This window comes from Tessaracoccus lubricantis (genome assembly GCF_039544535.1).
In the GTDB taxonomy this organism is placed as follows: Bacteria; Actinomycetota; Actinomycetes; order Propionibacteriales; family Propionibacteriaceae; genus Arachnia; species Arachnia lubricantis.
The window spans coordinates 184,787-199,014 of the sequence record NZ_BAABLV010000020.1; the positions used below are offsets into that span (position 1 = coordinate 184,787).

Annotated in this window: 14 protein-coding genes; 10 read left to right on the forward strand and 4 right to left on the reverse strand. The window is 70.4% G+C overall.

Annotated features, from left to right (window positions below):
- The first annotated feature begins 40 nt into the window (after positions 1–40).
- From guaB to ABEA30_RS07100, 3 genes are read left to right on the forward strand one after another with little or no spacing between them, the layout of a single operon-like run.
- Positions 41–1,546: an IMP dehydrogenase gene (gene guaB, locus ABEA30_RS07090; protein ID WP_345581311.1), complete on the forward strand. Its 1,506-nt coding sequence runs from the start codon at positions 41–43 to the stop codon at positions 1,544–1,546.
- Between the two features lie 25 nt (positions 1,547–1,571).
- Positions 1,572–2,672: a GuaB3 family IMP dehydrogenase-related protein gene (locus tag ABEA30_RS07095; RefSeq protein WP_345581088.1), complete on the forward strand. Its 1,101-nt coding sequence runs from the start codon at positions 1,572–1,574 to the stop codon at positions 2,670–2,672.
- A gap of 15 nt (positions 2,673–2,687) precedes the next feature.
- On the forward strand, positions 2,688–2,984 hold the full coding sequence (locus ABEA30_RS07100) for a chorismate mutase (protein WP_345581091.1): 297 nt from the start codon (positions 2,688–2,690) through the stop codon (positions 2,982–2,984).
- Positions 2,985–3,113: 129 nt separating this feature from the next.
- On the opposite strand, the gene ABEA30_RS07105 is transcribed toward ABEA30_RS07100, so the two are convergent.
- Positions 3,114–3,503, reverse strand: a complete 390-nt coding sequence (locus tag ABEA30_RS07105) for a globin (protein WP_386085279.1) — start codon at positions 3,501–3,503, stop codon at positions 3,114–3,116.
- 92 nt (positions 3,504–3,595) lie between these two features.
- Between ABEA30_RS07105 and ABEA30_RS07110 the strand changes: the two genes are divergently transcribed.
- The 6 genes from ABEA30_RS07110 (at position 3,596) to ABEA30_RS07135 (ending at position 9,485) form a co-directional block, all read left to right on the forward strand.
- Positions 3,596–4,648: an alpha/beta hydrolase gene (locus ABEA30_RS07110; protein ID WP_345581097.1), complete on the forward strand. Its 1,053-nt coding sequence runs from the start codon at positions 3,596–3,598 to the stop codon at positions 4,646–4,648.
- Between the two features lie 63 nt (positions 4,649–4,711).
- Positions 4,712–5,353 carry a TetR family transcriptional regulator gene (locus tag ABEA30_RS07115; RefSeq protein ID WP_345581099.1) on the forward strand — a complete coding sequence of 214 codons (642 nt, stop codon included), beginning with the start codon at positions 4,712–4,714 and terminating at the stop codon, positions 5,351–5,353.
- Positions 5,350–6,234 (forward strand): ABC transporter ATP-binding protein, encoded by an 885-nt coding sequence (locus ABEA30_RS07120; RefSeq protein ID WP_345581102.1) that lies wholly within the window; start codon positions 5,350–5,352, stop codon positions 6,232–6,234. Before ABEA30_RS07115 ends, ABEA30_RS07120 begins: the two co-directional genes overlap by 4 nt.
- Positions 6,231–7,862 (forward strand): ABC transporter permease subunit, encoded by a 1,632-nt coding sequence (locus ABEA30_RS07125; protein WP_345581104.1) that lies wholly within the window; start codon positions 6,231–6,233, stop codon positions 7,860–7,862. Before ABEA30_RS07120 ends, ABEA30_RS07125 begins: the two co-directional genes overlap by 4 nt.
- 34 nt (positions 7,863–7,896) lie before the next feature.
- A complete protein-coding gene (locus tag ABEA30_RS07130; RefSeq protein WP_345581107.1) occupies positions 7,897–8,496 on the forward strand; it encodes a hypothetical protein in 600 nt (199 codons plus the stop codon).
- Entirely contained in the window at positions 8,496–9,485 is a 990-nt protein-coding gene (locus tag ABEA30_RS07135) for a hypothetical protein (protein WP_345581109.1), read from the forward strand. Before ABEA30_RS07130 ends, ABEA30_RS07135 begins: the two co-directional genes overlap by 1 nt.
- A gap of 10 nt (positions 9,486–9,495) precedes the next feature.
- On the opposite strand, the gene ABEA30_RS07140 is transcribed toward ABEA30_RS07135, so the two are convergent.
- The 3 genes from ABEA30_RS07140 to cysK all read right to left on the reverse strand — a co-directional run bounded on the left by ABEA30_RS07140 (position 9,496) and on the right by cysK (position 12,511).
- Positions 9,496–10,140: a response regulator transcription factor gene (locus ABEA30_RS07140; protein ID WP_345581112.1), complete on the reverse strand. Its 645-nt coding sequence runs from the start codon at positions 10,138–10,140 to the stop codon at positions 9,496–9,498.
- Positions 10,131–11,393 (reverse strand): sensor histidine kinase, encoded by a 1,263-nt coding sequence (locus ABEA30_RS07145; RefSeq protein WP_345581115.1) that lies wholly within the window; start codon positions 11,391–11,393, stop codon positions 10,131–10,133. Before ABEA30_RS07145 ends, ABEA30_RS07140 begins: the two co-directional genes overlap by 10 nt.
- Positions 11,394–11,581: 188 nt before the next feature.
- Positions 11,582–12,511, reverse strand: coding sequence for a cysteine synthase A (gene cysK / locus ABEA30_RS07150; protein WP_345581118.1), 930 nt, complete (start codon positions 12,509–12,511; stop codon positions 11,582–11,584).
- Positions 12,512–12,633: 122 nt separating this feature from the next.
- Between cysK and guaA the strand changes: the two genes are divergently transcribed.
- Complete coding sequence (gene guaA, locus ABEA30_RS07155; protein WP_345581121.1) at positions 12,634–14,184, forward strand: glutamine-hydrolyzing GMP synthase; 1,551 nt, start codon at positions 12,634–12,636, stop codon at positions 14,182–14,184.
- Positions 14,185–14,228 lie beyond the last annotated feature (44 nt).

Below are 14,228 nucleotides of genomic sequence, written 5' to 3' on the forward strand. Positions count from 1 at the left end.
CGACTGCCGCGACAGGAAGGGTGCCCACGTGTCCGAGGAACTGACTGGATCGGGGGTGCCCGCGCCGTTCGCGGTGCTGGGCCTCACGTATGACGATGTGCTGCTGCAGCCCAACCAATCAGACATCATCCCGTCCCAGGTGGACACCGGAACCCAGCTCACCCGCCGCATCCGGCTCAACGTCCCGCTCGCGTCCGCGGCCATGGACACCGTCACCGAGTCGCGCATGGCCATCGCCATGGCCCGCGAGGGCGGCATCGGCATCCTGCACCGCAACCTCAGCATCGAGGACCAGGCACACATGGTGGACCAGGTGAAGCGGTCGGAGGCCGGCATGGTCTCGGAGCCCATCACCGTCAACCCCGACGCCACGCTCGGCGAGGTCGAGGAGCTCTGCGCCCAGTACCGCATCTCGGGTGCCCCGGTGGTCGACGCCGAGGGCGCGCTGGTGGGCATCATCACCAACCGTGACATGCGCTTCGAGGACGACGCCTCTCGCAAGGTCGGCGAGGTCATGACCCGGATGCCGCTGGTCACCGCCTCCGTGGGCGTGTCGAACGAGGAGGCCATCGCTCTGATGGCCAAGCACAAGATCGAGAAGCTGCCGATCGTCGACGACTCCGGCAAGCTCAAGGGCCTCATCACGCTCAAGGACTTCGTGAAGGCCGACAAGTACCCCAACGCCGCCAAGGACGAGGCGGGCCGCCTGCGCGTCGGCGCCGCCGTCGGCTTCTTCGGCGACTCCTGGGCGCGCGCGATGGCGCTGGTCTCCGCCGGCGTCGACACCATCGTCGTCGACACGGCGCACGGCCACAGCCGCGGCGTCGTGGACATGATCAAGCGCCTCAAGGCCGAGCCGTCGGCCGCCCACGTCGACATCATCGGCGGCAACGTGGCCACGTACGCCGGCGCCAAGGCGCTCGTCGAGGCCGGTGCCGACGCCGTCAAGGTGGGGGTGGGCCCCGGTTCCATCTGTACCACCCGCGTGGTCGCCGGCGTCGGCGTGCCGCAGGTCACCGCCATCTACGACGCGGCCCGCGCGGCCAAGCCCGCCGGTGTCCCGGTGATCGGCGACGGTGGCCTCCAGTACTCGGGCGACATCGCCAAGGCGATCGTCGCGGGCGCGTCCACCGTCATGCTGGGTTCCCTGCTGGCCGGCTGCGCCGAGAGCCCCGGAGAGCTGGTGTTCATCAACGGCAAGCAGTACAAGAGCTACCGCGGCATGGGCTCCCTGGGTGCCATGGCCGCGCGCGGCCGCAAGGCGTCGTACTCGAAGGATCGCTACTTCCAGGGCGACGTGACCGCCGACGACAAGCTCATCCCCGAGGGCATCGAGGGCCAGGTGGCCTACCGCGGGCCCCTCGCCGCCGTCGCCTACCAGCTGGTGGGCGGCCTGCGGCAGTCCATGTTCTACTCCGGCGCCGGGACCATCCCCGAACTGCAGGATCGCGGCCGTTTCGTGCGGATCACGGCCGCAGGGTTGCGCGAATCGCACCCCCACGACATCCAGATGACCGCCGAAGCGCCGAACTACTCGTCGCGCTAGGAAGAGAACAGGTATAAACAACTCCATGTACGAGCTCGAGCGTTCCAAGCGCGCCTCCCGCGCCTACAGCTTCGACGACGTGGCCATCGCGCCCACGCGTCGCACCCGCAGCGACGAGGAGGTGGACCTCAGCTGGAAGATCGACGCCGTCAGTTTCGACGTGCCGATCGTGGCCGCGCCCATGGACTCGGTCATGTCGCCGGCCGCGGCCATCCGCATGGGCGAGCTCGGTGGCCTCGGCGTGCTCAACCTCGAAGGGCTCTGGACCCGCTACGAGGACCCGCAGAAGCAGTACGAACTGATCACGCAGCAGTCTGACCAGGTGACCGCCACCAAGCGGCTGCAGGAGATCTACGCCGAGCCCGTGAAGGCGGAGCTGATCCGCGACCGCCTGGCCCAGATCCGTGACGCCGGCGTGCCGGTGGCCGGGTCGCTGTCGCCTGCTCGGACGCAGGAGTTCGCGCCGATCATCGAGAAGGCCGGCATGGACTTCTTCGTGATCCGCGGCACCACGGTGTCGGCCGAGCACGTCGGCGGTGAGGACACCCTGAACCTCAAGGAGTTCATCTACCGCTTCGACACCCCTGTGCTCGTGGGCGGCGTGGCCACGTACCGGGCGGCGCTCCACCTGATGCGCTCCGGCGCGGCAGGCGTGCTCGTCGGCTTCGGTGGCGGTGCTACGCACACCACGGCGTCGGTCCTGGGCATCCAGGTTCCGATGGCCTCCGCGGTGATGGACGTGGCGGAGGCCCGCCGCGACTACCTGGAGGAGTCCGGCGGCCGCTACGTGCACATCATCGCCGACGGCGCCGTCGGGCGTTCCGGCGACATCGCCAAGGCCATCGCGTGCGGTGCCGATGCCGTCATGGTGGGTTCCCCGCTGGCCCGCGCCACCGAGGCCCCCGGTCGCGGTTGGCACTGGGGTTCCGAGGCGTGGCACGCCTCGCTGCCCCGCGGCGAGCGCTCGTTCTTCGAGCAGGTGGGCACCCTCGAAGAGGTCGTGCTCGGCCCGTCGCGTGTGCCGGACGGCACGATGAACCTTGCCGGCGGGCTCCGCAAGGCCATGGCGCTGACGGGTTACACCGACCTGAAGTCGTTCCAGCGCATCGACCTCATCCTGCTCTGACGAATGGGGATCCCGATGGACGAAGCCGTCGCCGAGCTGAAGCGGATGCGCAGCAGCATCGACAACATGGACTCCGCCCTCATCCACCTGCTGGCTGAGCGATTCAAGATCACCCAGCGGGTCGGGGAGCTCAAGGCCCGAGCCGGCCTGCCGCCGGCAGATCCCAACCGGGAGGCCGAGCAGATCGCGCGGCTGCGGGCGCTGGCCGAGAGTGCCGAACTCGACCCGGAACTGGCCGAGAAGTTCCTCACGTTCATCGTGCGCGAGGTGGTCCGGCACCACGAGCGGATCGCGGCCGAACAGACGGACTGACCGTTCCCTGAGCCGGGCGCCTGCGAGGTACGAGCAGCGGCCCGGTCGAAGGGCCCCAAGAGTTCCCTGAGCCGGCCCCCTGCGGGGTACGAGCAGCGGCCCGGTCGAAGGGCGCCCAGGCCGCCTGAGTCAGTCGTCGGCGTTGATCATGAACTCCGCCGCGCGCACCAGGTACTCCCGCAGCACCTCGTCGTCCTCGGGCGGCAGGCCCAGCGTGTCGCAGGCGTTCATCATGTGGTGCACCCACCGATCACGCTGCAGCGGCGTGACGCGGAACTCGAAGTGCCGCATGCGCAGCCTCGGGTGGCCGCGCTGTTCCTGGTAGGTCTTGGGGCCACCCCAGTACTGCTCGAGGAACATGCGCAGCCGGTCCTCGGCCGGCCCCAGGTCTTCCTCGGGGTACAGCTCGCGCAGGGGCGGGTCGTCGGCGACTCCCTTGTAGAACTCGTGCACCAGCCGATGGAAGGTGTCGGCGCCGCCCACGCGGTCGTAGAAGCTCTTGTCGGTCACGCAGCCCATTGTGGCAGGCTCCGCGCGGACCCCCTTTACAGAAACCTGAACGAGGTGTCAGGATTGCGCGCAGGCACACCCCAACGACGAGGAGTCCCGCGATGAACCACTTCGCCCCGCACCGCATCCAGACCGGTCGGCTGACCCAGAACGTGTGGACCGCCGGTCCCGACGGCGGCACGCCGCTGCTCCTGGTGCACGGCAACCTGAGCAGTGGAGGATTCTGGAGGTACGTCGTCGAGCACCTCGACGACGACGTGCGGGTCGTCGCGCCGGACCTGCGCGGCTTCGGCGACACGGACGCCGTGCCCATCGACGCCACGCGCGGGCTGGGCGACATGGTCGACGACGTGCACGAGCTCCTCGAGCACATGGGCCTGGCGGGGCAGCGGCGGGTCAACGCCGTCGGGTGGTCCATGGGGGGCGGCGTGCTGCAGCAGCTGATGCTGGAGCACCCGGATGACCTGTCGTCGGTCACGCTGATCGCGCCGCTGTCGCCGTACGGCTACGGCGGCACCAAGGGCCTAGATGGCGTACCAGCCACCGCCGACCATGCGGCATGCGGGGCGGGCGGGGCCAACCCGGCCTTCGTCGCGCGTCTCGCGGCCAACGACACGTCCGAGGGTGATCCGCAGACCAGCCCCCGCGTCATCATGCGCACCTACTTCGGCGGCGGCGCCAACCACGCCAACCTCGACGAGGACTTCCTCACCGAGGAACTGGTCAAGATCCGCACCGGCGACGACTTCTACCCGGGCAACTCCGTCCCGTCCGACAACTGGCCGGGCACGGCGACGGGGGACCGGGGCATCCTGAACACCATGAGCCCGAAGTACTACGACGCCTCCGGCATCGTGGACCTCGAGCGCAAGCCCCCCGTCGTGTGGATCCACGGCTCGGAGGACAAGGTGGTGGCCGACGGCTCGCTGTTCGACCTTGCCACGCTGGGCCAGTTGGGCGCCATCCCCGGCTGGCCGGGCGAGGACGTGCTGCCGCCGCAGCCGATGGTCGAGCAGATGCGCAGCGTCCTGGGGCGCTACCGCGCCAACGGCGGCGACGTCACCGAGGTCTTCCTCCGCGGGGAGGACCACGGCATCCCGCTGGCCGTGCCCGCCCGAGTCGCCGAGGAGGTCTCGCGCGTCCTGGTGCGGTGAGGTGGCCGTGAGTAAACCACCGCAACGTTGATACAAGCGTACAAGTAGTTATACGCTTGTATCGTGACGGACGACAGGACGACAAGCGCGAAGCTGCGCGACGCATGCATCCAGCTCGTCGCGGAGGCCGGGACGAAGGCCGCCACCGCCCGCGCCGTCGCAGAGCTCGCGGGAGTCTCGCTGGGGCTCATCCGGCACCACTTCGGGTCGATGGGTGAGCTGCTGCACGCCTGCGACCAGCACGTCGCAGGCCTGGTGCGCACCAAGAAGGAGGACGCCATCGCGCAGGGCGCCGGCTTCGACGCGCTCGCGTCGCTGCGCGCCAGCGGCTCCGAGCACGTCATGGGCTACCTCGCCACGCGCCTGGGCGACGACGCGGAGGGCATCAACGACCTCGTCGACGCCATGATCGACGACGCCGAGGGCTACCTCGCCGCCGGCGTGGCGGCCGGCCTCATCGCCCCCACCGACGACGAACGCGGCCGCGCGGTGGCCCTCACCATGTTCGGGCTGGGCACGCTCACCCTCCACAAGCACCTCGAGCGCCACCTCGACGTCGACTTGCGGGCCGCCGACCCGGCAACGCAACCAGGCTTCGCGCGCTACCTGCGCGTCCACATGGAGGTCTTCGGCGGCCTCCTGCAACCCGCGGTCCGCGAACAGTACCTCGCGGCCATCGCCCAACTGTCCGAGGAGGACGCATGATCCCCATCCAGACGAGCAGGCTCACGAAGCACTACGGGTCCTTCCCGGCGCTGGTGGACCTCGACCTCGAGGTCCAGCCGGGCGAGGTCTTCGGCTTCCTCGGCCCCAACGGTGCGGGCAAGTCGACGACGATCCGCCTGCTGATGGGCGAACTCAATCCGACGGCGGGCTCGGCCACCGTGCTCGGCGCCGCCCCGCGCGGCGTGGCGCACCGCAGCCGGCTGGGGTACCTCCCCGCGGACCTGGCGCTGTGGCCGGCGATGACCGGCCGCGACACCCTCAAGTTCTTCGCGAACCTGCGCGGCGGCGTGGACTGGACCTACGTCGACGCGCTGGCGCAGCGACTCGACGCGACGCTCGACAAGCGCGTGGGTGAGCTGTCCAGCGGCAACCGTCAGAAGGTGGGGCTCATCGCCACCTTCATGCACAAGCCGGACCTGCTGATCCTGGACGAACCCAACGCCGGCCTCGACCCGCTCGTCCAGCACGAGTTCTGGGCCATGATGCGCGAGGTCGCCGACGACGGCCGCACGGTCTTCCTGTCGTCGCACACCTTGTCGGAGGTCGAGCGGGTGGCAGACCGCGTGGGCATCATCCGCAAGGGCCACCTCATCACCGTCGAGCAGGTCTCCGCGTTGCGCCGGAAGAAGATGCGGCGCGTGGAACTCGACGTCGACGGGCGGCTGGAGCCGTCGTCGCTCAACGGCTTGGCGGGGGTGCGGGACCTCGAGATCCTGCCGGACAGGGTGACGCTCGACTTCGACGGCGACATGGCCGAACTCCTCTCCGCGGTCACCTCAGCCGTGACCCTCCGCGACCTGCACACCCAGGAAGCCGACCTCGAGGACATCTTCCTCACCTACTACCAGGATCAGGCATGAGCGCCACCATCCTCCTCCGCGGGCTCCGAGACGGGTGGCGGGGGCTCACCATAGCGACCGTGACCGTGGCGGCCATGCTGGTGCTCGGGCTCATCGTCTACCAGGACATCGACCTGAGCATCTACGAATCGCTCCCCGAAGCGGTGCGCAGCGTGATGGGCATCCCCGCCGACGCCGACGCCACGGTGCTGGCCTACAACGAGATGCTGGCGGCCATCGGGGCGATGGCCCTGGTGGGGGTTGCGGTTGCGATCGGCGCGCACGCCATCGCGGGCGAGGAGGGGAACCGCACCCTGCACCTGACCCTGGGCGCACCGGTGTCGCGGCTGGGCTTCGCGCTGAGCAGGGCCGTGGCCATGGTGGCGCTGATCGTGCTGGCGTCCCTGGTGCTCTGGGGGGCGGCGGAGGCGGCGCCCCTGGTGCTGGGCATCGACACTGGCCAGGCGCACGTGGGCGCACTGATGGCCCACCTCGGCGCCAACGCGCTGTTCCATGCATCGCTGGCGTTCGCCGTCGGAGCTGTCACGGGGCGCAAGGGCCTGGCCGCTGCCATCGGCGCTGCCGTGATGGTACTCGGCTGGCTGGGCTCGGGCCTGTTGCCGATGTGGCGCGAAGGCTCAGCCGACTGGGTGCCCTGGACGTGGTTCAACGGCACGAAGCCGCTGGTCAACGGCATCGACGGCGGGCACCTCGCCCTGCTGCTCGGCGGTGCGGTGGTGCTCATCGCGGCAGGTGTGGCGGTCTTCACGCGGCGCGAACTGCGGCTGCACCAGGGCGCCGGCGCGCTGATGGACAGGATTCGCAGCCGGCCGGGAGCCGGACGGCTGCTGGCTGCCACCGGCCGTGGCACCACGCTCTTCGGGCTGCGCTTCGCGGCCCAGCGCACGCTGCTCATGCTCGTGACCGCCGTGATGACGCTGCTGATGGGCCTGCTCATGGGGCCGCTGTACGCGTCGATGAAGGAGGATCTGGACCAGTTCACCGCGAGCTTCCCCCAGTCGATGGTGGCCATGTTCGGCGGCGGCGACTTGAGCGTGGCCGCCGGCTTCCTGCACCTCGAGACCATGGGCATGATGGCGCCCATCGCCGTCATCCTCGTGGCCACCGCCGCCGCCGCAGCGGGCATCGCCGGTGAGGAGCAGGCAGGGCGACTGACGGCGCTCCTCACGCACCCCGTGTCGCGGGCCCGGGTCTACTGGACGACGGCGGGCGTCGCCGGCGCCTACGTCGCGGTGGTCAGCATCGGGCTCTTCCTCGGCCTGTGGGGAGGCGTCGAGCTGGCGAACCTGGAGGTGGGGGTGGCTGAGATCGCCGCCGCCTGCTTCCTGCTCGCCTGCTTGGGATGGTGCTTCGGGGCACTGGCTCTGCTGCTGTCCGCGGCGGTGGGACGGCCGTCGGGTGCCGTGTGGGGCACCGTGGGCGTGGCGATCGTGACCTACTTCGGCTACACGCTGCTGCTTGCGGCCGGGCGGGAGGAACTGGGCTGGTGGTCTCCGTTCCGGGCCTACCTGTACGGGCCGCCGCTCGAGGTGGGCGTAGCTTGGTGGCAGCCGGTGTGGCTGCTGGTCGCAGCCGCGGCGTTCGCCTTGATGGGCGGGCCGATCTTCGCGCGCCGCGACCTTCGCTGACGGGGCGCTTCGGGGCCTCACTATCGTGGGCGCCATGGAGTTGCGGGAGATCGGGCTGGACCTGCCGCTCGACAGCGTCGGCAACAACGTGCTCGTCGAGACGGAGGCGGGCCGCACGGTCCTGCGCCGCAACCGCAGGGGCAACAGCCACAAGCTCACCGCGCACCTTCCCGACGGCCGCCAGGTCAAGCTCGACGGCGTGCCGGGCCAGCGCACGGTGCGGCAGGCGGTCGCAGCCATGTCGTCGGCGCGGCCGCTGAGGGCCTTCCAACTCCCCGCCGGGAAGGTGGAGGCGAGGCTGCACCCGGTCAGGACCGTGCTGGCCTTCCTCCCGTGGGCCATCGGCATCGTCGCGGCGGGCGTGGGGGCCCACGGGCGACTGGCTCGGCATCTGGCGCTACGCCGTCCTGGCGCTCGGCATCACGATCCTGATCATCGCGCAGGACGCCGCCAAGAAGTCGCAGGGCGGCTCGCCGTCGACGCATCCGCGACGGCGTCGGAGCGGACCACGGCCCTGGAACGTGCGGTGGCCATCCTCGACGACCTGGCCCTCTACTACCTGCCCACCGGGGCGCAGGCCCGCCGGGCGATGCTGGGCGGGGCACCCCCGCAGCTGCCCGGGCGGAGGTCCTGATGTACTCCACGTGGCAGCCGGTACCGCTCGGCGAGAAGTGGGGTGAGGTCGCGCCCGGCTCGGTGCTGCTCTACACCGACGAGGCCGCCGTCGTGGTGGACGCGCGCCGCAGCTCGGGGAAGCTCAAGCTGCGCATCCAGCGGCCCGACGGCGAACGCTTCGAGCGCGAGGTCAAGGGTGGCCAGACCCTCCGGTCGCAGGGGAAGGCGTTGCTGGAGAGCGACGACGTGCGCGCGATGATGCTGCCCGCGGTCATCTGGCACGAGGACAAGCTCTTCTCCCCGCGCAACATGGTGGCATTGTTGGCCAGCGCCGTCGTGACGACGCTGTTGGTGGTGCTGTTGGGCATGGGCGCCGGCGTGGGTTCCTTCCTGTACCTGGTCTTCATGGCGTCCGGGGCCACGGCCATGGGCGTGCGCAGGTTGTGGAAGGGCGGCCGGGTCTCGTTCCTCGCGCCCGACCGGCTGGGCCTGACGATGGGCACCATCCACGCCTACGCCCTGACCCGGGAGCAGGGCAGGTTGTGGGTGCCGCCGTCGCCCGGCGCCGACAGGCGGGGCCTGGCGCGGCAGCGCGTGGCGGCCATCCGCGAGGCCTGCCTGCAGCTGCGCGAGGACATCGTCTACCGGATCGAGTCACCGGCGCTGTTCGACCCGAAGGTGCCCGCCACCGCCGAGTTCGAGGCGTCCCTGGTGGCGTTCGACGACGCCGACGACCTCACCCCGACCGACGCGCTCGACGCCCTCGCGGCGGAAGCGGAGGTCACGTTCAACGTGGCGCAGGCCAACGCGGAGCGCTTGGGGCTGGAGCACTTCCCCGAGGAGGCCCGGGCCGATGCCCGGCGCGCGGGGAAGGCGGCGCGGCTGGCGGCCGGCGCTGCCACGGAGGGTGAGCGTCAGGCGTCGCTGGGCCAGGTCCGGCGCATCCTGGACTCGCTGGCGCTGTACTACCTGCCCACCATCGACGAGAAGCTGGCGATCGAGCGCTGAGGTTCGAGGGTCAGGCCCGCAGCAGCTGCAGCACCGCGGCCACCCGGCGGTGCACGCTCTGGTCCTCGCTCAGTCCCAGCTTGGCGAACAGCCGCTGCGAGTGCTTCTCCACGGCGCCCTCGGTGACGAACAGGCGCTGCGCGATCACTGCGTTCGTGTGACCCTCGGCCATCAGTTCCAGCACCTCGCGCTCGCGGGGTGTCAGGGCGGACAGGGCGTCGGCGGCCCGCCGTCGGCCCAGTACCTGCGCGACGACCTCCGGGTCCAGCACCACCCCACCGTCGGCGACGCGGCGGACGGCGTCCAGGAACGAGTCGAGGTCGCCCACCCTGTCCTTCAGGAGATAGCCGATCGCGCCGTCGCCGGCGGAGAGCAGTTCGTCGGCGTAGGTGGCCACCACGTACTGGCTGAGCAGCAGGATCGGGGCGGTGGGCCGCTGCGCGCGCAGCCGGACCGCCGCCCGCAGGCCCTCGTCGGTGTGGGAGGGCGGCATCCGGATGTCGGCGATGGTCAGGTCGGGGGAGTGGCGCAGCGCCGCCTCGACCATGGCGTCGCCGTCTCCCACGGCCTCCAGGACGACGTGACCGTCCTCCTCCAGGAGGAGCCGGAGCCCCTCGCGGAGGAGGACGGAGTCGTCGGCGATGACTATGCGCAAGGCAGCCACGCCTCCACGACGGTGGGGCCGCCCATCGGTGAGGTGACGGTGAGTTCGCCGTCGACGCCGCGGAGCCGCTCCGCGAGGCCGCTCAGGCCGTGTCCCTTGGCCAGCGCCGCGCCGCCCATGCCATCGTCGGTCACGGTGACGACGACGGCGTCGGCCACCCGCTGCACCGACACCGTGGCGTGCGTGGCGAGGGAGTGCTTGTTGACGTTGGTGAGTGCCTCGGCCACCACGAAGTAGGCGGTGCGGGCGATGTGCTCGGGGAGGTTCCCGGCCGCGCCGTCGACCGTCGTCAGCACCTCCGAGCGGGCGGCGAGTTCCTCCAGCGCGGCGTTGAGGCCGCGGTCGACCAGCACCGGCGGGGCGATCCCGCGCGACAGGTTGCGCAGCTCTGCGAGCGTCTCCGCGGTCTGGGTGCGGGCCTCCGACAGCAGGGCGCGTGCCCGTTCCGGGTCGGTGGTGGAGGCGCGTTCCGCGCGGGCCAGGTCCATCTGGAGGCGGATGAGGCGCTGCTGGGGGCCGTCGTGGATGTCGCGCTCCAGCCGGCTCAGCGAGCTCGACTCGGCGCGGACGGCCGCGGAGCGGGAGTCACGGAGGTCGTCGATCCGGGCCTCGTAGCCGCCGCGCATCGACAGCAGGGCGTGGCTGATGGTCGACTGCAGCGTGGCCAGGCCGCGCACGACGAAGGGCAGGGTGGCCAGGCACACGATGGCCACCGCGTATTCGATGACGTTGGAGATCAGGCGCCCTTGAGCGCCCACCAGGCCGCCGATGTTGGGGCCGATGTCCGGGATCCACGTGACCAGGAGCATGTTGACCAGCCACCCGAACGGGACCCAGAGCGCCGCCGCCCACCAGGTCACCGTCAGGCTGAACGTGAGCGTGGACACCACGAAGTGCAACACGCTCCACAGCAGGTCGAGCCAACGCTGCGGATCCCGCAGGATGGCGAACATCGCCCGGAGGGGCGACGAACCCGCCGGGGCCCGGAGATAGGCCGGGGTGGGGAAGGGGCGCCCGGTGGCGCGTGACGCGAGCGCCCGCTCGACGGCGGCGAACCCGCTCGCGGACACCAGCCCGAACGCGAGGATGGGCAGGCCCACCCAGATGATGATGGTGGACACGCCGAGGCTGAACAACGTCACGCCGGCGACGAACGCGGCGACCGCCAGCGGGAAGCCACCGAGCAGGTAGGCGCTCTCGCGGACCAGCCGGCGGAGCGAGCGCATCAGGGGGGACAGGGTCACGGGAGGAACTTCCATCGAGGTTGAACTCATCATGTCCCAACTCTCGCGAAAACACCCGGATGGCCACCATCCGGTGAGCCGGTCGATGCGTTGTCGGGCTAGCCCGACAAGAAAGCCGCTGGCCGCTCCCTGACCGCACTGTGCGTGCGGCGGGCTCGGCCAGCGGCGATCAGTCAACCGATGTTCGGTCAGTTGTCGATGAGGCCCTCGAAGAGCACAGTGGAGAGGTAGCGCTCGCCGAAGTCCGGCAGCACGACGACGATGGTCTTGCCGGCGTTCTCGGGGCGGGCTGCCACCTCAGCGGCGGCCGAGAGGGCGGCGCCGGAGCTGATGCCCACGAGCAGGCCCTCTTCGGTGGCGGCGCGGCGGGCGAACTCGACGGCCTGGTTGATGTTGCGGGGGAGCACCTCGTCGATGACGTCACGGTCGAGGATCTCGGGCACGAAGTTGGCGCCGAGGCCCTGGATCTTGTGCGGGCCGGGCTGGCCGCCGCTCAGGATGGGCGACTCCTGCGGCTCGACGGCCACGATCTTGATCTCGGGCTTGCGCTCCTTGAGCACCTGGCCCACGCCGGAGACGGTGCCGCCGGTGCCGACGCCGGCCACCACGATGTCGACCTGACCGTCGGTGTCGGCCCAGATCTCCTCAGCGGTGGTCTCGCGGTGGATCTTGACGTTGGCTTGGTTGGCGAACTGGCGGGCGAGGATGCCGCCGCGCTCAGCCGCGACCTCTTCGGCCTTCTCGACGGCGCCGCGCATGCCGGCGGGGCCCGGGGTCAGCACGAGCTCGGCGCCGTAGGCGCGCAGCAGTGCGCGGCGCTCCAGCGACATGGTCTCGGGCATGGTCAGGACGACCTTGTAGCCACGGGCGGCGCCGACCATGGCAAGGGCGATGCCGGTGTTGCCGGAGGTGCCTTCGACGATGGTGCCGCCGGGCTGCAGTTCGCCGGAGGCCTCAGCGGCGTCGATGATGGCCACGCCGATGCGGTCCTTGACGGAGTTGGCGGGGTTGTAGAACTCCAGCTTGGCGGCGACGGTGGCGTTGTCGCCGGCGACCCGGTTCAGCTTCACGAGAGGGGTGCGACCGACGAGGGCCGTCACGTCAGAGAAAATGCTCATGCCACCGCCAACCGGGCCCATTCGGCGAATATTCCCCTTCCGGGGAAATTTCTGTGACCGATGCGCGAACGACGGCTCCCCCATTTAGGGCCGAGCCACCCCCCGACATTAGACTCTGCCGCATGATTGCCCACGAGAAGGTGCTGGTCGTCGACTTCGGCGCCCAGTACGCCCAGCTCATCGCGCGCCGCGTGCGCGAGGCCAACGTATATTCGGAGATCGTCAGCCACCGGCTGAGCGTCGAGGAGATGCTGGCCCAGAAGCCCGCCGCGATCATCCTCTCCGGCGGGCCGTCCTCCGTCTACGCCGACGATGCACCTTCCGTCGACCCGGCCATCTTCGACGCAGGCGTCCCTGTGCTCGGCATCTGCTACGGCTTCCAGGCGATGGCGCAGGCGCTCGGTGGCACGGTCGCCAAGACCGGCCAGCGCGAGTACGGGCGCACGTCCCTGTCGATCGCCGAGGGCGGCTGCCTGCTGGGCTCGATGCCCAACACCCTCAATGTGTGGATGTCGCACGGCGACTCCGTCAGCAAGGCCCCCAAGGGCTTCAAGGTGCTGGCCCGCACCGCCGGCGCACCCGTCGCCGCGTTCGAGGACAGGGAGCGTGGCCTCGCCGGCGTGCAGTGGCACCCCGAGGTGAACCACACGCAGTGGGGCCAGCAGGTCATCGAGCACTTCCTGTTCAACATCGCCAAGCTCACGCCGGACTGGACGCCCGAGAACATGGTCACCGAGTCCATCAACGCGATCCGCACCCAAGTGGGCGACAAGCACGTGTTGTGCGCGTTGTCCGGCGGCGTGGACTCCGCCGTCGCGGCTGCCCTGGTGCAGCAGGCCATCGGCTCTCAGCTCACCTGCGTGTTCGTCGACCACGGCCTCCTGCGCGAGGGCGAGGTGGAGCAGGTCCGCAACGACTTCGTCGCCGCCACCGGGGTCGACCTGGTCTTCGCCGACGAGCGTGAGCGCTTCCTCACCGCGCTGGCTGGCGTCAGCGACCCCGAGGAGAAGCGCAAGATCATCGGCCGCGAGTTCATCCGCACCTTCGAGGAGAAGGCCCGCGAGATCGCAGGGGAGCGTGGCATCGACTTCCTCGTGCAGGGCACGCTGTACCCCGACGTCGTCGAGTCCGGCGGCGGCGAGGGCACGGCCAACATCAAGAGCCACCACAACGTCGGCGGCCTGCCAGATGACCTGCAGTTCACGCTGATCGAGCCGCTGCGCCAGATGTTCAAGGACGAGGTGCGCGCCGTCGGTGAGCAGCTCGGCCTGCCCGAGGCCATGGTGTGGCGCCACCCGTTCCCCGGCCCCGGCCTGGGCATCCGCATCGTCGGCGAGATCACCGAGGACCGCCTGGCCATCCTGCGCCAGGCTGACGCGATCGCGCGTGAGGAGCTGGCCAACGCCAAGCTGGAGCGCGACATCTGGCAGTTCCCCGTGGTGCTGCTGGCAGACGTGCGTTCCGTGGGCGTACAGGGCGACGGCCGTACCTACGGCCACCCCATCGTGCTGCGCCCCGTCGTCTCCGACGACGCGATGACGGCAGACTGGGCCCGCCTGCCCTACGAGCTGCTGGAGAAGATCTCCAGCCGCATCACCAACGAATGCCCCGAGGTCAACCGCGTGGCGCTCGACATCACGAGCAAGCCGCCGGGCACCATCGAGTGGGAGTGACGCGGGTTCCCTGAGCCAGCCGCCTGCGGCTGGCCGAAAGGGCG